20 protein-coding genes and 1 pseudogene are annotated in these 19,506 nt (G+C 59.6%); 11 read left to right on the top strand and 10 right to left on the bottom strand.

All coding sequences use genetic code 11. The features are described from left to right. The first annotated feature begins 16 nt into the window (after positions 1 to 16). The 3 genes from AC5SEM_RS17120 (at position 17) to cysB (ending at position 2,611) form a co-directional block, all read left to right on the top strand. The gene (locus tag AC5SEM_RS17120; RefSeq protein ID WP_077573939.1) at positions 17 to 922 is read left to right on the top strand and encodes a 5'-nucleotidase; all 906 of its coding nucleotides are present in this window, start codon (positions 17 to 19) and stop codon (positions 920 to 922) included. A 97-nt stretch (positions 923 to 1,019) separates the two neighbouring features. Further along, positions 1,020 to 1,523, top strand: coding sequence for a universal stress protein (locus AC5SEM_RS17115; protein ID WP_495470896.1), 504 nt, complete (start codon positions 1,020 to 1,022; stop codon positions 1,521 to 1,523). A 113-nt stretch (positions 1,524 to 1,636) separates the two neighbouring features. Continuing rightward, positions 1,637 to 2,611: an HTH-type transcriptional regulator CysB gene (gene cysB / locus AC5SEM_RS17110; RefSeq protein WP_008079948.1), complete on the top strand. Its 975-nt coding sequence runs from the start codon at positions 1,637 to 1,639 to the stop codon at positions 2,609 to 2,611. A 9-nt stretch (positions 2,612 to 2,620) separates the two neighbouring features. On the opposite strand, the gene AC5SEM_RS17105 is transcribed toward cysB, so the two are convergent. Both AC5SEM_RS17105 and AC5SEM_RS17100 read right to left on the bottom strand, forming a co-directional pair. Beyond that, positions 2,621 to 3,103 carry a GreA/GreB family elongation factor gene (locus tag AC5SEM_RS17105; protein WP_034155245.1) on the bottom strand — a complete coding sequence of 161 codons (483 nt, stop codon included), beginning with the start codon at positions 3,101 to 3,103 and terminating at the stop codon, positions 2,621 to 2,623. A 2-nt stretch (positions 3,104 to 3,105) separates the two neighbouring features. After that, positions 3,106 to 3,513, bottom strand: a complete 408-nt coding sequence (locus AC5SEM_RS17100; protein ID WP_495470895.1) for a hypothetical protein — start codon at positions 3,511 to 3,513, stop codon at positions 3,106 to 3,108. Positions 3,514 to 3,637: 124 nt separating this feature from the next. On the opposite strand from AC5SEM_RS17100, the gene earP reads away from it, so the two are divergent. Beyond that, complete coding sequence (gene earP, locus AC5SEM_RS17095) at positions 3,638 to 4,780, top strand: elongation factor P maturation arginine rhamnosyltransferase EarP (protein WP_495470894.1); 1,143 nt, start codon at positions 3,638 to 3,640, stop codon at positions 4,778 to 4,780. 48 nt (positions 4,781 to 4,828) lie between these two features. After that, positions 4,829 to 5,398 carry an elongation factor P gene (locus tag AC5SEM_RS17090; RefSeq protein WP_007908599.1) on the top strand — a complete coding sequence of 190 codons (570 nt, stop codon included), beginning with the start codon at positions 4,829 to 4,831 and terminating at the stop codon, positions 5,396 to 5,398. Between the two features lie 190 nt (positions 5,399 to 5,588). Here the strand turns inward: AC5SEM_RS17090 and AC5SEM_RS17085 are convergent, their stop codons facing one another. From AC5SEM_RS17085 to AC5SEM_RS17075, 3 genes are all read right to left on the bottom strand, one after another. Further along, positions 5,589 to 6,008 carry an organic hydroperoxide resistance protein gene (locus AC5SEM_RS17085; protein WP_077573935.1) on the bottom strand — a complete coding sequence of 140 codons (420 nt, stop codon included), beginning with the start codon at positions 6,006 to 6,008 and terminating at the stop codon, positions 5,589 to 5,591. Between the two features lie 326 nt (positions 6,009 to 6,334). Next, positions 6,335 to 6,790 (bottom strand): MarR family winged helix-turn-helix transcriptional regulator, encoded by a 456-nt coding sequence (locus tag AC5SEM_RS17080; RefSeq protein WP_495470893.1) that lies wholly within the window; start codon positions 6,788 to 6,790, stop codon positions 6,335 to 6,337. A 73-nt stretch (positions 6,791 to 6,863) separates the two neighbouring features. Next, positions 6,864 to 7,820, bottom strand: coding sequence for a LysR family transcriptional regulator (locus AC5SEM_RS17075; RefSeq protein ID WP_495470892.1), 957 nt, complete (start codon positions 7,818 to 7,820; stop codon positions 6,864 to 6,866). A 109-nt stretch (positions 7,821 to 7,929) separates the two neighbouring features. Between AC5SEM_RS17075 and AC5SEM_RS17070 the strand changes: the two genes are divergently transcribed. Continuing rightward, on the top strand, positions 7,930 to 8,679 hold the full coding sequence (locus AC5SEM_RS17070) for a sulfite exporter TauE/SafE family protein (protein ID WP_185057890.1): 750 nt from the start codon (positions 7,930 to 7,932) through the stop codon (positions 8,677 to 8,679). Here the strand turns inward: AC5SEM_RS17070 and AC5SEM_RS17065 are convergent. Then, positions 8,669 to 9,523: a LysR substrate-binding domain-containing protein gene (locus AC5SEM_RS17065; protein WP_172680137.1), complete on the bottom strand. Its 855-nt coding sequence runs from the start codon at positions 9,521 to 9,523 to the stop codon at positions 8,669 to 8,671. The two genes, AC5SEM_RS17070 and AC5SEM_RS17065, sit on opposite strands and share 11 nt — an antisense overlap. A gap of 96 nt (positions 9,524 to 9,619) precedes the next feature. Between AC5SEM_RS17065 and AC5SEM_RS17060 the strand changes: the two genes are divergently transcribed. Together AC5SEM_RS17060 and AC5SEM_RS17055 are read left to right on the top strand one after the other, a co-directional pair. After that, complete coding sequence (locus AC5SEM_RS17060) at positions 9,620 to 9,841, top strand: DUF1127 domain-containing protein (protein WP_016985493.1); 222 nt, start codon at positions 9,620 to 9,622, stop codon at positions 9,839 to 9,841. A 79-nt stretch (positions 9,842 to 9,920) separates the two neighbouring features. Further along, positions 9,921 to 11,147 (top strand): winged helix-turn-helix domain-containing protein, encoded by a 1,227-nt coding sequence (locus tag AC5SEM_RS17055; protein ID WP_495470891.1) that lies wholly within the window; start codon positions 9,921 to 9,923, stop codon positions 11,145 to 11,147. A gap of 97 nt (positions 11,148 to 11,244) precedes the next feature. On the opposite strand, the pseudogene AC5SEM_RS17050 reads toward AC5SEM_RS17055, so the two are convergent. Next, positions 11,245 to 12,590, bottom strand: a pseudogene (locus AC5SEM_RS17050) (class II 3-deoxy-7-phosphoheptulonate synthase). Between the two features lie 153 nt (positions 12,591 to 12,743). On the opposite strand from AC5SEM_RS17050, the gene AC5SEM_RS17045 reads away from it, so the two are divergent. Next, positions 12,744 to 13,499: a spermidine synthase gene (locus AC5SEM_RS17045; protein WP_116030533.1), complete on the top strand. Its 756-nt coding sequence runs from the start codon at positions 12,744 to 12,746 to the stop codon at positions 13,497 to 13,499. A gap of 107 nt (positions 13,500 to 13,606) precedes the next feature. Here the strand turns inward: AC5SEM_RS17045 and AC5SEM_RS17040 are convergent, their stop codons facing one another. Next, entirely contained in the window at positions 13,607 to 14,398 is a 792-nt protein-coding gene (locus AC5SEM_RS17040) for a crotonase/enoyl-CoA hydratase family protein (RefSeq protein WP_108225858.1), read from the bottom strand. A 423-nt stretch (positions 14,399 to 14,821) separates the two neighbouring features. Here AC5SEM_RS17040 and AC5SEM_RS17035 point away from each other — a divergent pair, with 423 nt between their 5' ends. Next, positions 14,822 to 16,495 carry a DEAD/DEAH box helicase gene (locus tag AC5SEM_RS17035; protein ID WP_008088238.1) on the top strand — a complete coding sequence of 558 codons (1,674 nt, stop codon included), beginning with the start codon at positions 14,822 to 14,824 and terminating at the stop codon, positions 16,493 to 16,495. Positions 16,496 to 16,600: 105 nt separating this feature from the next. Here AC5SEM_RS17035 and AC5SEM_RS17030 read toward each other — a convergent pair whose 3' ends face one another. Next, the gene (locus tag AC5SEM_RS17030) at positions 16,601 to 17,368 is read right to left on the bottom strand and encodes a DODA-type extradiol aromatic ring-opening family dioxygenase (protein ID WP_495470890.1); all 768 of its coding nucleotides are present in this window, start codon (positions 17,366 to 17,368) and stop codon (positions 16,601 to 16,603) included. Between the two features lie 103 nt (positions 17,369 to 17,471). Here AC5SEM_RS17030 and AC5SEM_RS17025 point away from each other — a divergent pair, with 103 nt between their 5' ends. Beyond that, positions 17,472 to 18,119 (top strand): thiopurine S-methyltransferase, encoded by a 648-nt coding sequence (locus tag AC5SEM_RS17025; RefSeq protein ID WP_495470889.1) that lies wholly within the window; start codon positions 17,472 to 17,474, stop codon positions 18,117 to 18,119. Positions 18,120 to 18,315: 196 nt separating this feature from the next. On the opposite strand, the gene htpX is transcribed toward AC5SEM_RS17025, so the two are convergent. Further along, positions 18,316 to 19,203 carry a protease HtpX gene (htpX, locus tag AC5SEM_RS17020; RefSeq protein ID WP_007908619.1) on the bottom strand — a complete coding sequence of 296 codons (888 nt, stop codon included), beginning with the start codon at positions 19,201 to 19,203 and terminating at the stop codon, positions 18,316 to 18,318. Positions 19,204 to 19,506 lie beyond the last annotated feature (303 nt).

Genomic DNA, 19,506 nt, shown 5'->3' with positions numbered 1-19,506 from the left:
GCTCTGGGGGGAAGGCATGGCCAAGAACATCGATGACAAACTGGTGCTGGCGATTTCGTCGCGCGCCTTGTTCGACCTGAGCGAGAGCCACAAGGTCTATCTGTCGGGCGGCGTCGAAGCCTATCGGCAATATCAGATCGAGCACGAAGACGAGATCCTGGCGCCCGGCGACGCCTTCCCGCTGGTGGAAAAACTCCTCAGCCTGAACAGTCGCCTCGGCCGTGCGCGGGTCGAGGTGATTCTGGTCTCGCGCAACAGCGCCGACACCGGCCTGCGCGTGTTCAACTCGATTCACCATTACGGTCTGGCGATTTCCCGCGCGGCGTTTGTCGGCGGGCGCAGTCCGTATCCTTATTTGAAAGCGTTTGGTTGCGACCTGTTTCTTTCGACCCATGCCGAAGACGTGCGCGCGGCGCTGGACGCCGGATTCGCCGCCGCAACGATTCTGTCCGGTGGCGCCAGTCGCGCGGCCAGTGACGAATTGCGCATCGCCTTCGACGGTGACGCAGTGATTTTTTCCGACGAGTCGGAGCGCGTTTATCAGTCCGGCGGGCTGGAAGCATTTCAGGCCAAAGAGCGCGAAGCAGCTCGTGAGCCTTTGCGCGGTGGGCCGTTCAAAGGCTTTCTGGCGGCGCTCAATTTGCTCCAGCGGGAATTCCCCGACGATGATTGCCCGATCCGTACGGCGCTGGTCACCGCGCGTTCGGCGCCAGCGCATGAGCGGGTGATCCGCACCTTGCGTGAGTGGGACATTCGCCTCGACGAGTCACTGTTCCTCGGCGGCCTGACCAAATCGGCATTCCTCGAAGCGTTTGCCGCCGACGTGTTTTTCGACGATCAGGCCGGCCACTGCGAACTCGCCCGCGAAGTCGTTGCCACCGGCCACGTGCCGCACGGCATCAGCAACGAACCGTCGGTCTAAAGCCCTTTGGTTCAAGACGTTGCGTCGCCCGTCGTAGTCGCCAAGGCACTGCTAAGCTGAATCAAATCTCCGCCATGTTGGCACGCGAGGAGGTCATATGATTCGTTCGATGCTGTATGCCACTGACCTCGGTCTGTACGCACCGTTAGTGATGCAGCATGCCCTGGCGTTGGCGCGAACGTTCAATGCCGATCTGTACGTGGTGCACGCGGTGGAGCCGATGGGGCTGTTTGCCGAATCGGTATTGCAGAGTTATCTCGACGAGCAGGCATTGAACGAATTTCATAGCCAGGGTCTGAAAACTGTCATTGCCAATATCGAGCAGCAGGTGCTCGACAGTTTTCGCGAAGAACTGGGAGATGAAGGCGAACAGGATCTGCAGCGCATTCGCGCCGTGCGCGTGCTGCAGGGCGATCCGTCGCAGGTGATTCTCGACCAGGTGCAGAAACTCTCTGTCGATCTGTTGATCGTCGGCAGTCACAGTCACGGGGTCGGCGCGGAAACGCCGTTGGGGCGCACGGCGGCGCGGGTCCTGCAATTGGCCAAGGTGCCGGTTTATCTGGTGCCGTTAGTGGAGCGGCGGCGGCGGGAGGATCGCTGAAGCAGGAATAATGGCGCTTTGATAAAAAAGTTCTAGATTTATTCTCCAAACCATTAATATAGTTATATACCGTCGCTGATGCCCGTGGCGTCTACCTGCTTTGAGGGATACATATGAAGCTTCAACAATTGCGCTACATCTGGGAAGTGGCGCACCACGACCTCAACGTTTCCGCTACAGCCCAAAGCCTTTACACCTCGCAACCGGGCATCAGTAAACAAATCCGCCTGCTGGAAGACGAACTCGGCGTCGAAGTATTTGCCCGCAGCGGCAAGCACCTGACCCGCGTGACCCCGGCCGGCGAGCGCATCATCACCACCGCCGGTGAGATTCTGCGCAAGGTCGAAAGCATCAAGCAGATCGCCCAGGAATTCTCCAACGAGAAGAAAGGTACCCTGTCGATCGCCACCACCCACACTCAGGCACGTTACGCACTGCCGCCGGTGATCAGCAATTTCATCAAGCAATACCCGGACGTGGCGCTACACATGCACCAGGGTTCGCCGATGCAGATCGCCGAAATGGCTGCTGACGGCACCGTCGATTTTGCCATTGCCACCGAAGCGCTGGAGCTGTTCGGCGATCTGGTGATGATGCCGTGCTATCGCTGGAACCGTTGTGTGGTCGTGCCCCAGGGCCATCCTCTGACCAAGCTGCCGAAGCTGACGCTGGAAGCACTGGCCGAATACCCGATCGTGACTTATGTATTTGGTTTTACCGGTCGCTCGAAACTCGACGAAGCTTTCAGCCATCGTGGTCTGACACCGAAAGTGGTGTTTACCGCGGCCGACGCCGACGTGATCAAAACCTACGTGCGTCTGGGCCTGGGCGTGGGCATCGTCGCTAAAATGGCGGTCGACACCAAACTCGATAGCGATCTGGTGGTGCTGGATGCCAGCGAATTGTTCGAATCGAGCATCACCAAGATCGGTTTCCGTCGCGGCACTTTCCTGCGTGGTTTCATGTGCGACTTCATCGAGAAGTTCGCCCCGCACCTGACCCGCGAAGTCATGGCCAAAGCCATTCAGTGCCACAACAAGCAGGAACTGGAAGAACTGTTCGACGGCGTCGAGCTACCCGTTCACTGATCAGTTGCCTCAGAGTACCTCGGTGACAGCAAACTGTTGCCGGGTGCCCGCCACCAGAATCTCCACCTCATCACCTTCGCACTTGCCCAGCAGACCTTTGCCCAGCGGCGAGCGCGGAGTGATGACGGTAATCGGTTGACCGACCACATCGACTTTCAGGCCCGCCGCATCCGGCGCCAGAAACAGCCATTGCTCTCGTCCCTTTTCGTCTTCCAGGCCGAGCAGGGCGCCGACTTCGATACCGCGATTCTCGTCATAGGCCCGCAGCGTCAGGTTCTGGCACAGCGCCAGTGACTGACGGATTTCCTCGACCCTTTTTGCCTGACCCGCTGCCAGATACGACGCTTCCAGACCCAGCGTGTCGTACTTGTTTTCGGCGATGTTCTCTTCGTGGGTCGCGGTTTCGTAAGCGGTTTGCGCTGCGCGTTCGGCGATGTCGAGGTCGATGCGCAGTTTGTCGAGAATCAGTTGGTGGACGATGTGCTTGTTCATGATCAATCGCAGAATTGCAAAACGTTGGCGCGGGATTTTTCGCTTGGAGCCGTCTGATCCTGTTGCAACCAGAACTGGCATTTCGGATTGGACTGATTACGCGTGCTGCCGCGTGCCTGATCCAGACGTGCCTGTTGTTCGTTCTTGCGCAGGTTTTCTTCGTATTGCTGGAACAGCGGACTCTGCGGCGCAACATCCGGTTGCACCTGCACGACCGGCGGATTGGCCAGTTGCTGCACCGCCTGAGCAACCGGTGCCAGTTGTTCTTTGAACACGAAATGCGAGAGCAGCCAGCAGGTCAGCGCAATGGCGAGGAAGCCCAGCCACAGGCCCAAGGCAATGCTGCCGGTCAAATGCAGCGCGCTAAGCTGAACAGGCAACGGGCGGCGCGGATTGGGGCGGTAGGGCATGGCTGCCTCCTGGCGGGTGATTGCGGGCAAGTGGCGATTGTCGCACGAAGATTAATCGCCGTCGGCTCTTCTGCGCGAGGTCATTTATGCGGACAATCGCTGCTTTTGCCAACGGGAGTCTTGGATGCCGCAATTGAAACCCCGCTGGGATATTTTCTGCACCGTGGTCGACAACTTTGGCGACATCGGCGTGACTTGGCGTCTGGCCCGACAATTGGCGGCCGAACACGGTCTGGCGGTGCGATTGTGGGTCGATGATCTGCGCGCATTCGAACGCATTTGCCCGGCGATCGATATCAACGCCGCGCAGCAATGGCAGCAAGGTGTCGAAGTGCGGCACTGGCCGGCCGCGTGGGTGCACACAGATGCGGCGGATGTGGTGATCGCCGCGTTTGCCTGTCAGTTACCCAGTGATTACATGGACGCGATGGCCGGGCGTGAACAGCCGCCGTTGTGGATGAACCTCGACTACCTCAGCGCCGAGGACTGGGTTGTCGGTTGCCACGGTCTGCCGTCGGTGAAATACAAATCGGTGCAAAAAATCTTCTTTTTCCCCGGCTTCCAGCCCGGTACTGGCGGTTTGCTGCGTGAGCGTGGATTGCTTGAGCAGCGTCGGCAGTTTCAACAGGATCCCGAGGTGCAGCGACAATTCCTGCAAGGCCTGGGCATCGATCGCGCGCCTGAGGCGCAGCTGATTTCGTTGTTTGCCTACGAGAATGCCGGGTTAGCCAGTTGGCTGGACGTTTTGGCGGCGGACGCTGCACCGACTCATCTGCTGGTACCGGAAGGGCGGATTCTTGGCGATGTGGCGCGCTGGCTCGAGGTGGAAGCCCTGGCGGTGGGCGAGATCAATGTGCGTCAGTCGTTGACCGTGCAGGTGTTGCCGTTCGTCCGTCAGGATCAATACGATCAGTTACTCTGGTGTTGCGACTTCAACGCGGTGCGTGGTGAAGACTCGTTCGTTCGTGCGCAATGGGCGGGGCGGCCGATGCTCTGGCACATCTATCAGCAGGACGAAGACATCCATCTGGACAAGCTCGACGCCTTCCTCGCGCTCTACTCAAAAGGCCTGTCACCGGCCGCTGCCGAGGCGATGAACGGTCTCTGGCGCGCGTGGAGCGCCGGTCAGCCCATCGGCGAACACTGGCTCGCCGTCCGTAATCATTGGCCAGAACTGCAGAAAAACGCCGAAGCGTGGTGTCTGGAACAAGGCTTGCAGGCCGATCTTGCCGCAGCGCTGGTACAGTTTTACCTAAATTGGATATGATACGCGGCCTAGATTTTTGTAAATCCCATCCAAATTCGGATATTCGCAATGAAAACTGGTAAAGAACTGAAACCCGGTACCGTGATCCGTCTCGAGAACGATCCTTGGCTGGTTCAGAAAGCTGAATTCACCAAGTCGGGCCGTAACAGCGCGATCATGAAGACCAAGCTGAAAAACCTGCTGACCGGTTACAAGACCGAGATCGTTTACAGCGCTGACGACAAACTGGACGACGTAATCCTCGACCGCAAAGAAGCGACCCTGTCCTTCATCAGCGGCGACACCTACACGTTCATGGACACCACTGACTACACCATGTACGAGCTGAACGCTGAAGACATCGAAGCTGTTCTGCCTTTCGTTGAAGAAGGCATGACCGATGTTTGCGAAGCGATCTTCTTCGAAGAGCGTCTGGTTTCCGTAGAGCTGCCGACCACCATCGTGCGCGTAGTTGACTACACCGAAGGTTCGGCTCGCGGCGACACTTCCGGCAAAGTCATGAAGCCAGCCAAGCTGGCTAACGGTACCGAGCTGCAAGTTGCTGACTTCATCGAAATCGGTGACAAGATCGAAATCGACACCCGCGAAGGCGGTTCCTACAAAGGCCGTGCCAAATAAGCAGCGGTTTTTGCGGAAAGAAAAAGCCCGACCATTGAGTCGGGCTTTTTTGTGCCTGCGATTTCACGTTCAAAGCTGTCCCGTGTGGGAGCGAGCCTGCTCGCGAATGCGCTGTCTCATCCAATGAAGCGTTGTCTGACAGGACGCCTTCGCGAGCAGGCTCGCTCCCACAGTAGGTACATGTCGGGATTCAGACGGTGACGTGCAGGCGCACATCAACGTTGCCACGGGTGGCGTTGGAGTACGGGCAGACCTGGTGGGCCGCATCGACCAGCGCTTGCGCGTCGGCCTGTTCCAGACCTGGCAGGCTGATGTGCAGATCGATGTCGAGACCGAAGCCGCCGGGGATCTGGCCGATACCGACATGAGCGGTGATCGAGGCGTCGTCAGGGATTTTGCGTTTGGTCTGGCTGGCGACGAATTTCAGAGCGCCGATGAAGCAGGCCGAGTAGCCCGCCGCGAACAGTTGCTCTGGGTTGGTCGCCGCGCCGCCGGCACCGCCGAGTTCTTTCGGGGTGGCGAGTTTGACGTCGAGAACGTTGTCGCTGGAGATCGCACGACCATCACGGCCGCCAGTGGAGGTTGCGATTGCGGTGTAGAGAGTTTGCATGGTGTGAGCCTCATTAGGTGTGTTTGTTCGCGCTAATTGTTTGCGCGCTAAGTAAGTGCGAGGTGAATGTATCGCGCGAATATTTAGTACGCAAGATAAATTTTTGAGAGATCTGCGTTTCGACAAAACGGCGAATCGCTCTGTCAGCCTGAAAAGTGCGATTTAGAGGGGATGGCGGGGAGATCAGGCGTTGAAAAATATTCTTCAGACGACGAGATCATATGTAGGAGTGAGCCTGCTCGCGATAGCGGTGGTTCAGTCGACTTGTGAGTTGACTGAACCACCGCTATCGCGAGCAGGCTCACTCCTACAGGGATTGGTGGGTCTTAGATCAGGCTGTTCTGTAGATGGCTACGCAGTGCCTGCAGCTCTGCTTGCAGGCTTTGCAGGCGTTCGAGGGTGAAGCCGCTGGCGCCGAGGATGCATTGCGGGACCGTCTGGGCTTTTTCTTTCAACGCGCGGCCTTGCTCCGTCAGCTCGACAATCACCACGCGCTCATCCTCACGGCTGCGCGTGCGACTCAGTAAGCCTTCAGCCTCCAGCCGTTTGAGCAGCGGCGTCAGCGAGCCTGGATCGGTCAGCAACCGCGAGCTGATTTCTCCGACGGTCAAACCATCCTTCTCCCACAACACCATCATCGCCAGATACTGCGGATAGGTCAGGTTCAAGGCTTGCAGCAGCGGCTTGTAGACCTTGGTCATCATCAGCGAAGTGGAATGCAGAGCGAAGCATGCCTGGTTGTCCAGCAGCAGGTCGTCGCAGGTGTCGCGTTCGGAAGTCATGTCAAAAGCCTTGTTCGGTAATGGTCATGAATCTAGCGCTCGAATCTTTAATGCGCCAGATAATTTTCCGGTGCTAGTGCCGTCCCAAATCTCGCTGCAACGCCAGATCCCATGGCGGCACTGGACTGAAGCGGGTCTTCAGGTACTCGAGAAGCAAACGGCTGCGCGAGTTGGTTTGTTGCTCCATGCGCAGCGCGTAGATGCCAGTGGACTCCGGGGTTGGCAGGCCGTTTCCGCAGAACAGCGGCAGCAATTCGCCGCGTAGCAGGTATTCGCTGGCCAGCCATGTCGGCAGATGTGCAATGCCCAAGCCAGCCAAGGCGCCGCAGACCAAGGCCTCGGCATTGTTGGCGCTCATGCGGATGCGTGCCGGGCGGTGCAATTGCATCTGCCCGTCCTGCTCGAAGCGCCAGGCGAAGGGCGGGGCCAGGCCTTCCCAGTCCAGGCCATCATGTTCATGCAACTGCGCGGGGGTGTTTGGCATGCCTCGGCGCTGCAGATAATCGGCGCTGGCGCAGGCAATACGCACCATGCTCGCCAAGGGCGTGGCCACCAATCGCGTGTCAGCCATTTGTCCGGCGCGCAGCACCAGATCGACTTTGCCCAGGTTCGAGCCGCCCATGTCGACGAAACTGTCGATCAGGTGCAGTTGCACATCCAGCCCCGGGTAGAGCACGAGAAAGTCGGCAATCACCGGCGCCAGATGCCGGCGTCCAAACGCGGCGGGGGCGTCGATGCGAATCAAGCCTTCTGGTGCACTGCTCAGCGATACGGCTTCGGCCCGCGCCAGTTGCAACTCGGCGACAATGCGCCGGGCGCGTTCGGCGAACGCCAGACCGGCTGGCGTCGCGCGTACGGCATGGGTGCTGCGAACAAACAACTGGCTGCCGACCGCGCTTTCCAGACTGTCGATCCGGCGCGCCACGGCCGACGGTGTCAGCGGATGACGGCGCGAAGCGGCGGAAAAACTGCCACTCTCCAGCACATCGAGAAACAGTCCGAGTTGATCGGTCAATTGATTGGGATTCATATCGGCTCAACGCTTGTGCGAAATCGGCATAGCCATTGTGCGTTGCTGTGCGTTTCCCCGCCAGCCGCGACTGCGTAGGATGAATCGCCTGACGTAAGAGGAATTGGCCGTGATGGAGTTTGTGTTGTACCTGCTGTTTGGCGCCGCCCTCGGCACACTCGGCGGAATATTCGGTATCGGTGGTGGTTTGATCGCGATTCCGTTGCTTGGCGTATGGTTTGGCTTGGATCAGCAGATCGCCCAAGGCACCGCGCTGGTCATGGTGGTGCCGAACGTGATGCTGGCGCTGTGGCGTTATCACCAGCGCAATCGCATCGAACTGCGGCATGCGTTGCCTTTGGCGGTGATGGGCTTCTGCTTTGCCTGGATCGGTTCGATCTGGGCGGTGGGCATCGATGCGCAAACCATGCGCATCGGCTTTGTCGCTTTCCTCGTGGTGCTCTCGGTGTACAACCTGCTGAAGATGTTCGGCAAGCAACCCGCTGCGACTTCCGAAATGCGTTATTCCTGGCCTTGGCTTGGCGTGCTTGGCGCGGCGTCCGGCACCATGGGCGGATTGTTCGGTGTCGGTGGGGCGGTGGTCGCGACGCCGGTGCTGACCAGCCTGTTCGGCACCACGCAGGTCGTCGCCCAAGGCCTGTCGCTGGCGCTGGCGTTGCCAAGCACCGGCGTGACCTTGGTGACTTACGCGGTACACCACGAAGTGGACTGGATGATCGGCCTGCCACTGGCCATCGGTGGTCTGGCCAGCATCAGTTGGGGGGTGAAAGTCGCCCACGCCATGCCGGAAAAACTCCTGCGCGGGCTGTTCTGCGGTTTCCTGGTGCTGTGTGCGGTGATGCTCGCGTTTAAAGTTTGAAGCCTTCGACGATGTGCTCGGCCAGGCACTCGGTGATCGGTGACGGATTGTTCAGGTTGCGCACCAGCATGATGCTGGCCTCCGGCAACAACGGCAGGTCTTGGTCGGCGCCGAGAATGCGCATGTCCGGGGTGATCAGGCTTTCCAGTTGCGCGGTGATTGCCAGACCGGCGCTCACCACCGCCATCAATGCCGAAAGGCTGGTGCTGTTGTAAGCGATGCGGTAATCGCGGCCCATCGCATCCAGCGCATTACACGCCCACAAGCGGCAGAAACAATCACTGTTGAACATCGCCAGCGGCAACGGCGTTTGTTCGTGGGCACTGAAATTCTGCGCCTCGGCCCAGACAAAGCGCTCCTTGCGCAGCAGTTGGCCGATCTCGTTGCCCGGTTCGCGCGTAACGATCGACAAGTCCAGGTCGGTGCGCTGCAGCAGTTGTTTGGTCGACTCGCAATGCACTTCGATCTGGATCAGCGGATAGAACTGCGCGAACCGCGACAGAATTCCCGGCAGAAAACGCATCACGTAATCATCCGGCGTACCGATGCGGACCGTGCCGACCATGTGTGGTTCGCGCAAGGTGTTGAACACTTCACTGTGCAACTTGAGGATGCGCCGCGCGTAACCGAGCAGCACCTGGCCCTCAGCGGTCAGGCGCACCTGACGGCCGTCGCGCTCGAACAACTGACGCTGCAACACGTCTTCTTCCAGACGCTTCATCTGCATGCTCACCGCCGATTGCGTGCGGTTGACCATTTCGCCGGCGCGGGTGAAACCGCCCTGATCGGCAATGGCGACGAAGGTGCGCAGGACATCGGTATCGATACTGGGGTAGGCCGACAATTGATGAATCTCCGTGATGCATGCCATCAGAAACATTCGTTGGATTGATCTTAGCGCCGGCGCGAGACTTGAGCCATCCACAAAGGAGGCAACACGATGAAAGGTCAAAGAGAGTATGTAGACGAAGCAAAATTTTCCGGCCACGGCCATATCGTTTCCGACCTGCTGCACAAGTTTAGCCGCTGGTACGAACTGCACCGTGAACGCGAGTTGCTCGCCAGTCTGAGCGACGAAGCGTTGAAGGACATCGGCGTCAGTCGTGCCGACGTTGAACACGAAGCCGTGCGGCCGTTCTGGGATGACCCGATGCATAAATGACCGCTGCATAAATGATCAGCAGAGCGCTACACAAACCCACTTCCAGTGAGGTAGGTTGCGAGCAGACAAGGAGATGCTCATGCCCGCAACAGTATCCTTTTCCCTCAAACAGGCGCGACGACTGGCGCTGGCAGCCCAAGGCTTCAACGGGCGCCAGCCGCCGACGGTCAAAGCCGCTCACGTCAACCGGCTGATCGAACGGCTGGGCTTGCTGCAAATCGATTCCGTCAACGCCGTGGTGCGCTCGCACTACCTGCCGCTGTTTTCCCGTCTCGGTTCCTATTCTTCTGATTTGCTCGACCAGGCTGCCTGGAGTTCGGGGCGACGTCGTACGCTGTTTGAATACTGGGGGCATGAAGCGTCATTGCTGCCGCTGTCGATGTATCCGTTGATGGCTTGGCGGATGCAGCGAGCCAAGCGCGGCGAGGATATTTATCAGCAACTGGCGAAATTCGGTCGTGAGCAGCAGGACGTTGTTCGCCGGGTGTTGAGTTCGGTCGAAGAGCAGGGCGCGTTGGGCGCCGGCAGCTTGTCGACTCGCGAAGACAAGGCCGGACCGTGGTGGGACTGGAGCGCGGAAAAGCATGCACTGGAATGGTTGTTTGCGGCGGGCGAAGTGACGGTAGCGGGGCGGCGTGGTTTTGAGCGTTTGTATGATTTGCCGGAGCGGGTGATCCCGTCTTCTATTTTGCAGCAAGCGTTGCCGGATGAAACCGAGGCGCAGCGAGGATTGCTGTTGCATGCGGCGCAGGCGTTGGGCGTCGGCACTGAAAAGGACCTGCGTGATTACTTCCGTCTGAATCCGGCGGATGCACGGCCGCGACTGGCGGAACTGGTCGAGACCGGGCAATTGCAGATGTGCGAAGTCGCTGGTTGGCGACAGATCGCTTATTGCCTGCCGGAGCCGAAAGTCCCGCGCAAGGTGTTGGCCAGTGCGTTGTTGTCGCCCTTCGATTCATTGATCTGGGAGCGCAGCCGGACTGAGCGGTTGTTTGATTTTCGCTATCGGCTGGAAATTTATACGCCGCAGGACAAGCGGGTTTACGGCTATTACGTGTTGCCGTTTTTGCACAACGAGCGGATTGCTGCGCGGGTTGATTTGCGCGCCGAGCGAGCGGTTGGGCAGTTGGCGGTGCATGCGGTGCACGAGGAAGAGCCGGGGCTGGATGAAGAAGGGATGTTGGCGCTGGCCGTGAATTTGCGGCAGATGGCAGATTGGCTCGGGCTTGCGTGGGTGCAGTTGAATTGTCAGCGCGAGAGTGCGGCGCGGTTGCGGGTGGCATTGGCGAAAATTGAGGGTGTCTGAGCGGACGCCTTCGCGAGCAGGCACGCTCCCACAGGGATATGCGAACGACACAAATCCAGTGTGGGAGCGAGCCTGCTCGCGAAAGAAGCGACGCGGTCTAGCGGCGAACCTGTTTGAGGGTTTCGGCAATCAAAAACGCCAACTCAAGCGACTGATCGGCATTCATCCGTGGATCACAATGGGTGTGATAGCGATCCGACAAGCCGTCTTCAGTAATCGGCCGCGCGCCACCAATGCATTCGGTGACGTTCTGTCCGGTCATCTCGATGTGAATGCCACCGGCATAACTGCCTTCCGCCTCGTGCACCTGGAAGAACTGCTTCACCTCGCCAAGGATCTGCGCAAAGTCGCGGGTCTTGTAGCCGCTGCTGGCCTTGATGGTGTTGCCGTGCATCGGGTCGGAACTCCACAGCACTTGCTTGCCTTCACGCTGCACCGCGCGGATCAGCGCTGGCAGATGATCGCCGACCTTGTTCGCGCCCATCCGCGCAATCAGGTTCAAGCGCCCCGGATCGTTGTCCGGGTTGAGCACATCGATCAGGCGGATCGATCGTCGGGGTCCATGCTCGGGCCGACCTTCACGCCGATCGGGTTGTTCACGCCACGCAGGAATTCGACGTGAGCGCCGTCGAGCTGACGGGTGCGGTCGCCGATCCACAGCATGTGTGCCGAGCAATCGTAGTAATCGTTGGTCAGGCTGTCGCGACGCACGAAGGCTTCTTCGTAGTTCAGCAGCAACGCTTCGTGGGCGGTGAAGAAACTGGTTTCGCGCAGTTGCGGCGAGCTGTCCATGCCACAGGCGCGCATGAACGCCAGGGTTTCATCGATGCGGTCGGCGAGGTGGCTGTACTTCTCCGCCAGCGCCGAGTTGGCGATGAAGTCGAGGTTCCACTTGTGCACCTGATGCAGATCGGCAAAGCCGCCCTGAGCGAATGCGCGCAGCAGGTTCAGCGTGGCGGTGGACTGGTGATAGGACTGCAGCAGGCGTTCTGGATCCGGCACGCGGCTCTTTTCGTCGAAGCCGATGCCGTTGACGATGTCGCCGCGATAAGCCGGCAGTGTCACGCCGTCGATGGTCTCGTCATTGGCCGAGCGCGGCTTGGCGAACTGACCGGCCATGCGCCCGACCTTGACCACCGGGCAACCGGCGGCGAAGGTCATGACGATCGCCATCTGCAGCAACACTTTAAAAGTGTCGCGAATTTTTGCCGCGGAGAACTCAGCAAAGCTTTCCGCGCAATCGCCGCCCTGCAGCAAGAACGCCCGGCCCTGGGTGACCTCGGCAAACTGTCGACGCAGTTCGCGCGCCTCACCGGCAAACACCAGCGGCGGATAACTGGCCAGGGTTTGCTCGACCTGGCGCAGGTGCGCGGCGTCGGGGTATTGCGGTTGTTGCTGGATCGGCAGGGCGCGCCAGCTGTCAGGGCTCCACGGTTGGCTCATCACGGTCTCTAATTGGTTCTACGCACGGGAAGCCCATGGTAGCAGCAATTAGTGCGTGACCTGCTCCCGCCCCATCGCCGACAATCGCCGCTTTGCCACGGCGCCACAGCGGTGCCATCGCGTCACCGCGCCCGGTGACCATCAGGAGACGAAATGACTGAGGAGCGCGTCGAGCATCTGCTCGCCGAAGTACAGGATGAGTTCGGCGTGATTCGCGTGCTGGAAGTGGCTGATTACCGCTTTCTCGAGTTCGGCGATGCCATCGAGCAGAGCTGTGTTTTCACCGCTGATCCGAGCTGGCTGGAATACGACTACACCCGGGCGATGCTGATTGGCGCGTTGTGCCATGAGCAGCCGGAGAGCGCGCTGTTTCTCGGGCTGGGTGCCGGTACGCTGACGCAGGCCTGTCTCAAGTTCCTGCCGCTGGACGATGTCGAAGCCATTGAACTGCGTCCGGATGTGCCACGTCTGGCCATTGAATACCTTGGGCTGGACGATGATCCACGGCTGTACATTCGCGTCGGCGATGCGCTGGAACTGCTGCCGACCGCCGAGCCGGCGGATCTGATCTTTGTCGACCTGTATACCGATGTCGGCCCGGGTGTCGGCCATCTGGCCTGGAGTTTTCTCGGCGACTGTCAGAAGCGCCTGAATCCGGGGGGTTGGCTGGTAATCAATCAGTGGGCCACCGATGATGGCAGACCATTGGGTGCGGCGTTGTTGCGTGGGCTCTATCACCGCCATTACTGGGAGCTGCCGGTGAAGGAGGGCAATGTGATTCTGATTGTCCCGGCGGACCTCGATCAGGTGCTGGACATGCAGGCGCTGACTGCCCGGGCCGAAGCGCTGGCGCCGCGGTTGGGGTATTCGTTGCAGTCGTTGATCAACAGTATTCGCCCGGCCACCTGAGTTGTCAGTGATGGACCCTTCGCGAGCAGGCTCGCTCCCACATTGGAATGCGTTCCCTTGTAGGAGTGAGCCTGCTCGCGATGGCGTCATGACAGACGCCAAATATTTCAGATCCCCTTGAAGATCCCGGGCCGCCGCTCCACCAGCGACCGCACACCTTCTTTGGCATCCTCACTCGCCAGCAACTTCTTCACCAGCGCCGGCAGCCCTTGCGCCGCCGCCGTCTCACCCTCATACCGCGCCTGCCGCGCCGACATCAACGTCGCCTGCACCCCCAACGGCGCTTGCCGGGCAATCCGCTCAGCCAATTCAATCGCCCGCGGCAACAGGTCCTCACTGGCCATGACTTCCTGCACCAAGCCCAGATGCAACGCCTCGTGCGCATCGAACTCATCGCCGGTCAGCAGCCAGCGCATCGCATTGCCCCATCCGGCGATCTGCTGAAAACGTAAAGTCGCACCACCAAAAGGAAAGATCCCACGCTGCACTTCCATCTGCGCGAAGCGGGTATTGCTCGCACACAGGTTGATATCCGCCGCTAGCATCAGCTCGATACCAATGGTCAGGCAATAGCCCTGCGCGGCGACAATCACCGGTTTGCTTACCCGTGGCCCGACGAAAACACCCCACGGATCGCAACCGCCGGTCGGAACCTGCCAGCCCTGGGCGAGGGCGGAGCTGGCATTCACTAGATCCAGACCGGCGGTAAAGTGTTCGCCATGGCCGAACACCACCGCCACCCGCGCTTCACTGTCGGCCTCAAACTCGCCGTAGGCCAGGCTCAGGTCATTGAGCAGGTCGAGGTCGAAAGCATTGCGCTTGGCCGCTCGATCGAGGCCAATCAGATGGACGTGACCACGGCGTTCTCGGCTGACGCGGCCGGGGCAGGGCTGATTCATGGCGAAATCCTCGAGCGGGAAGGGCGGGTGCAGCGACGGTATGCCGCACGTCGGTGAATCGTTTTAGCGTCATCGCCCGCAGGGCCGGGCCTTTGAAAAATAGACCTTGACGCGATTATCCGCAAAACCCCGTTACACAGCGGTGACACAGGTATTTTGACGATAAAAAAAGCTCCCTTTTTGGGCAAAATCCGGTATAGTGCGCGCCGGCCTTTAACCGGGCCGCGTTTAGGTAGCGCAATTTCCCGAAGTCAGCTTCGGCTGCACGTCCGCATTGCGGGCTCTTCCCGGACGATTCTTTTTTTCATTCATTCGTTTTCGCAAATCCCCGCCGACAAAGCTGCCAGGGCGACTCTTGAGTCTCAACACGGCATGCGCAGCTTTGGAGCATGGGTCTTTGCGGATGCACTTAGAGGCAGACCCATGACCCAGGAAACCGGCGGATTCGCCGCTTTTAATCTTAATCCGAATATTCTTGCAGCCGTCGCAGCGACCGGCTACGAAGAGCCTTCGGCGATTCAGCAGCAATCGATCCCGATCATCATGGCCGGCCAGGACATGATTGGCCAGGCGCAAACCGGTACCGGTAAAACCGCCGCGTTCGCACTGCCTATCCTGCACCGCATCGATCCTGCCAAGCGCGAACCGCAAGCCCTGATCCTGGCGCCAACTCGTGAGTTGGCGCTGCAAGTAGCAACCGCTTTCGAAACCTACGCCAAGCAAATGCCGGGCGTTACCGTTGTGGCCGTTTACGGCGGCGCGCCGATGGGCCCGCAACTGAAAGCAATCCGTAATGGCGCACAGATCGTTGTCGCCACTCCGGGCCGTCTGTGCGACCACCTGCGTCGCGACGAAAAAGTCCTGTCGACCGTGAACCATCTGGTTCTCGACGAAGCTGACGAAATGTTGAAACTGGGCTTCATGGATGACCTGGAAGTCATCTTCAAGGCTCTGCCAGCGACCCGTCAGACCGTTTTGTTCTCGGCTACCCTGCCGCAGTCGATCCGCGCCATTGCCGAACGCCACCTGCGCGATCCGCAACACGTGAAGATCCAGACCAAGACCCAGACCGTTACCGCGATCGAACAGGCTCACCTGTTGGTTCACGCTGACCAGAAGACTTCGGCCGTTCTCAGCTTGCTGGAAGTGGAAGATTTCGACGCTCTGATCATGTTCGTGCGCACCAAGCAAGCGACCCTGGATCTGGCCAGCGCCCTCGACGCCAAAGGCTACAAAGCCGCAGCGCTGAACGGTGACATCGCCCAGAACCAGCGTGAGCGCGTTATTGACTCGCTGAAAGATGGCCGTCTGGACATCGTTGTTGCGACCGACGTTGCTGCTCGTGGTCTGGACGTTCCGCGCATCACTCACGTGTTCAACGTTGACATGCCGTACGACCCGGAGTCTTACGTTCACCGTATCGGCCGTACTGGCCGTGCCGGTCGCGAAGGTCGTGCACTGCTGCTGGTGACTCCACGTGAGCGCCGCATGCTGCAAGTGATCGAGCGTGTAACCGGTCAGAAAGTTGCCGAAGTACGCCTGCCGGACGCTCAAGCCGTTCTCGATGCGCGCATCAAGAAACTGACCAACAGCCTGTCGCCGCTGGTCGCTGATGCCGAATCGACTCACGGTGAGCTGCTCGATCGTCTGACTGCAGACATCGGTTGCACTCCGCGTGCTCTGGCTGCTGCGCTGCTGCGCAAAGCCACCAACGGTCAAGCGCTGAACCTGGCGGCGATCGAGAAGGAACGCCCACTGGTGCCGAACAACGCACCGCGTGGCGACCGTCCTGAGCGCACCGGTGATCGTCCTGATCGTGGTGACCGCGAGCGTCGCGCGCCAATGCCTTTGGGCGAAGGCCGTGCTCGTTGCCGTACCGCGCTGGGTGCGCGTGACGGTATCGCTGCGAAGAACCTGCTGGGCGCCATCCTCAACGAAGGCGGTCTGGCCCGTGAAGCGATCGGTCGCATCCAGGTGCGTGACAGCTTCAGCCTCGTCGAGCTGCCGGAAGATGGTCTGGACAAACTCCTGACCAAACTGAAGGACACTCGCGTTGCCGGTAAGCAGCTGAAACTGCGTCGCTATCGCGAAGATTGATCCGCCTCCGGGCTGATTGATCGCACATAAAAAATCCCCGACTGGTTCGGGGATTTTTTTTGCCTGTTTTTTGCCTTTGTGGGAGCGAGCCTGCTCGCGAAGGCGTCAACCGAAGCGGTAAATATCCATGCCCAGCGCACCCATCGTGAACCCCTTGTGCGCCACGCTGAACTCACCACCCGCACCCCGGGCAAAATACAACGGCAACAAATGCTCATCACTCGGATGACTGCGCACCGCATGCGGCGCCTGCTGGCGATAATCATGCAGCGCTGCCTCATCGTCGGCCGCGAGCTTGTCGATCACCCAGTCACGGAAATCCCGTGCCCACGGCTCGACACTTTCCGGGCCGGCGTGCCAGTCGAGTTCACGCAGGTTGTGCGTGATGCTGCCGGAACCAATGAGCAAAATACCCTGATCACGCAGGCTCGCCAGCGCTCGGCCGACCCGGGTTTGCAGCGCCGGGCCCGCGCGACTCGGCAGCGAGACTTGCACCACCGGGATATCCGCCAGCGGGTACATCAACGACAGCGGTACCCAGACACCGTGATCGAACGGACGTTGCGGATCAAGGCGCGCTGGCAGATTGTTGGCAGTCAACAGATCGGCCACCTCAGCGGCCAACTGCGGATTGCCCGGCGCCGGGTACTGCACTTCAAACAACGCGCGGGGGAAACCACCGAAGTCGTGCCAGGTTTCCGGTTGCGCATGGCTGCTGACGAGCAGTTCGTGGCTTTCCCAATGGGCGGAGACGATCACGATGGCTTTGGGTTTCGGTAATTCGGCGGCCAGACGCGCCAGCGCCGGGCCACTGGCGCCGGGCTCCAGCGCCAGCATGGGCGAACCGTGGGAGATAAACAGGCTGGGAAACATGATGGGTTCCTGAGCGTTAAGATGGCCTCATCTTCAGTCAGATCATTGATCTAAATCTAATATAAGTTTTAACGCTTTTTGATCGAATTATTGGGAGTGATACATGCAGCCTGAGTTTTGGCACAAGAAGTGGGCTTCGGGGCAGATTGGTTTTCATCTGCCCGAGGTGAACCCGTATCTGCAGCGGCACTGGGCGGCCCCGGCATCGGCGCGGGTGCTCGTGCCTTTGTGTGGGAAAAGTCTGGATCTGGCGTGGCTGGCAGGCCGCGGTCATCAGGTGCTCGGTATCGAGTTGTCGGAGAAGGCTATTGAAGACTTTTTCAGTGAGCATCAGATACAGCCGCAGATCAGCGAGAAGGGCGCGTTCAAGGTCTATCGTGGCGATGCCATCGAGTTGTGGTGCGGGGATTTTTTTGCGCTGACGGCGGGCGATGTGGCCGATTGCACGGCGATATACGACCGTGCCGCACTGATTGCCTTGCCAGCGCCGATGCGTGAGCGGTATGCGGCGCATCTTCAGCGGATTCTCCCGCAAGGGGTACAAGGGTTGTTGATTACGCTGGATTACGATCAGGCGCAGATGCCGGGGCCGCCGTTTGCGGTGGGGGATGATGAAGTGCAGCGGTTGCTGGGGGATGCCTGGCAGGTGCAGGAGCTGGAGGCGCAGGATGTGCTGGCTGAGAGCGGGAAGTTCCTGCAGGCGGGTGTGACGCGGCTGGAGGAGCGGGTGTACCGCGTTTCTTCCCGATAAATAGCGTGGGATTTTCTGGCCTCATCGCGAGCAGGCTCACTCCTACAGTGATTTGTGCTGAATCGCAGATTGTGTGACCGCCACAGAACCCTGTAGGAGTGAGCCTGCTCGCGATGAGGCCAGTGAGAACAGCCAATTGATCAAGGCAAAAAAAGGCCCGCATCACTGCGGGCCTCTTGTTTTTACGCCAATCTGATCAACCGCGACGACGCAGCGCGTCGATACGCTCTTCCAGCGGCGGGTGGCTCATGAACATGCGGGCGAAGCCCTGTTTGATGCCACCGTTGATGCCGAAGGCGTTCAGGGTGTCCGGCATGTGCACCGGCAGGCCCTGTTCGGCACGCAGGCGTTGCAGTGCACCGATCATCGCGCTGGTGCCGGCCAGACGGGCGCCGGCTTCGTCGGCACGGAATTCGCGTTTGCGCGAGAACCACATGACGATCGCACTGGCGAGAATGCCCAGTACCAGTTCGGCGAAGATGGTCGCCACGTAGTAAGCGATGCCCTGGCCTTCTTCGTTCTTGAAAATCACCTTGTCGACGAAGTTGCCGATGATCCGCGCAAAGAACATCACGAAAGTGTTCACCACGCCCTGAATCAGCGCCAGGGTGACCATGTCGCCGTTGGCCACGTGACCGATTTCGTGGGCCAGTACAGCTTTCACTTCATCGGGTGAGAAGCGCTCGAGCAAGCCCTGGCTGACCGCGACCAGCGCGTCGTTCTTGTTCCAGCCGGTGGCGAAGGCGTTTGCTTCGTAGGCCGGGAAAATGCCGACTTCGGGCATCTTGATCCCGGCTTCGCGGGACAGTTGCTCGACGGTTTGCAGCAGCCATTGCTCATGCCGGGTGCGTGGCTGGCTGATGATCTGGGTACCGGTGCTCATCTTCGCCATCCACTTGGAGATGAACAGCGAGAACAGCGAGCCGGCGAAACCAAAGACTGCACAGAAAACCAGCAGCTGACTAAGGTCGAGATCAACCCCGTTGGCCGCCATGAACCCGTTGAAGCCGAACAGGCTCAGGGTGATGCTGGCTATCAGCACGACCGCCAGGTTAGTGGCCAAAAACAGCAGGATGCGCATCATGGTTGTAGAAATCTCCTCAAGCTAAAGATGTAGCGTACTGCGGGGTATATAAGGTGCCGCACCGGGCTATTCAACTGAGTGACTATTTCAAACTGTGTCCTACAGCGGATTCTTCGGTGCTCGGCACATTTCCCACGACAGAAAACGATAGGGATGACGGCCAGCCGCGACCCGTCGTCATTACGCCGGACGCAGGTAAACGGTATGAATCGCAAGTGTAGAAGGCGTGCGCGAAGGTGGAACGCAGAAGTGTTGCTGAATCAGACAGTGCGCAACGTTTGGCCGTTGCGCACTGCTGGCCAG

The organism is Pseudomonas sp. CH61 (assembly GCF_059429415.1).
This window is presented reverse-complemented; position numbering and strand designations above follow the sequence as displayed.

Bases quoted from the DNA above. Each gene is read 5' to 3' on its own strand.
- AC5SEM_RS17120 (WP_077573939.1), top strand. From the start codon at position 17: ATGGCCAAGAACATCGATGACAAACTGGTGCTGGCGATTTCGTCGCGC.
- AC5SEM_RS17115 (WP_495470896.1), top strand. From the start codon at position 1,020: ATGATTCGTTCGATGCTGTATGCCACTGACCTCGGTCTGTACGCACCG.
- cysB (WP_008079948.1), top strand. From the start codon at position 1,637: ATGAAGCTTCAACAATTGCGCTACATCTGGGAAGTGGCGCACCACGAC.
- AC5SEM_RS17105 (WP_034155245.1), bottom strand. From the start codon at position 3,103: ATGAACAAGCACATCGTCCACCAACTGATTCTCGACAAACTGCGCATC.
- AC5SEM_RS17100 (WP_495470895.1), bottom strand. From the start codon at position 3,513: ATGCCCTACCGCCCCAATCCGCGCCGCCCGTTGCCTGTTCAGCTTAGC.
- earP (WP_495470894.1), top strand. From the start codon at position 3,638: ATGCCGCAATTGAAACCCCGCTGGGATATTTTCTGCACCGTGGTCGAC.
- AC5SEM_RS17090 (WP_007908599.1), top strand. From the start codon at position 4,829: ATGAAAACTGGTAAAGAACTGAAACCCGGTACCGTGATCCGTCTCGAG.
- AC5SEM_RS17085 (WP_077573935.1), bottom strand. From the start codon at position 6,008: ATGCAAACTCTCTACACCGCAATCGCAACCTCCACTGGCGGCCGTGAT.
- AC5SEM_RS17080 (WP_495470893.1), bottom strand. From the start codon at position 6,790: ATGACTTCCGAACGCGACACCTGCGACGACCTGCTGCTGGACAACCAG.
- AC5SEM_RS17075 (WP_495470892.1), bottom strand. From the start codon at position 7,820: ATGAATCCCAATCAATTGACCGATCAACTCGGACTGTTTCTCGATGTG.
- AC5SEM_RS17060 (WP_016985493.1), top strand. From the start codon at position 9,620: ATGAAAGGTCAAAGAGAGTATGTAGACGAAGCAAAATTTTCCGGCCAC.
- AC5SEM_RS17055 (WP_495470891.1), top strand. From the start codon at position 9,921: ATGCCCGCAACAGTATCCTTTTCCCTCAAACAGGCGCGACGACTGGCG.
- AC5SEM_RS17045 (WP_116030533.1), top strand. From the start codon at position 12,744: ATGACTGAGGAGCGCGTCGAGCATCTGCTCGCCGAAGTACAGGATGAG.
- AC5SEM_RS17040 (WP_108225858.1), bottom strand. From the start codon at position 14,398: ATGAATCAGCCCTGCCCCGGCCGCGTCAGCCGAGAACGCCGTGGTCAC.
- AC5SEM_RS17035 (WP_008088238.1), top strand. From the start codon at position 14,822: ATGACCCAGGAAACCGGCGGATTCGCCGCTTTTAATCTTAATCCGAAT.
- AC5SEM_RS17030 (WP_495470890.1), bottom strand. From the start codon at position 17,368: ATGTTTCCCAGCCTGTTTATCTCCCACGGTTCGCCCATGCTGGCGCTG.
- AC5SEM_RS17025 (WP_495470889.1), top strand. From the start codon at position 17,472: ATGCAGCCTGAGTTTTGGCACAAGAAGTGGGCTTCGGGGCAGATTGGT.
- htpX (WP_007908619.1), bottom strand. From the start codon at position 19,203: ATGATGCGCATCCTGCTGTTTTTGGCCACTAACCTGGCGGTCGTGCTG.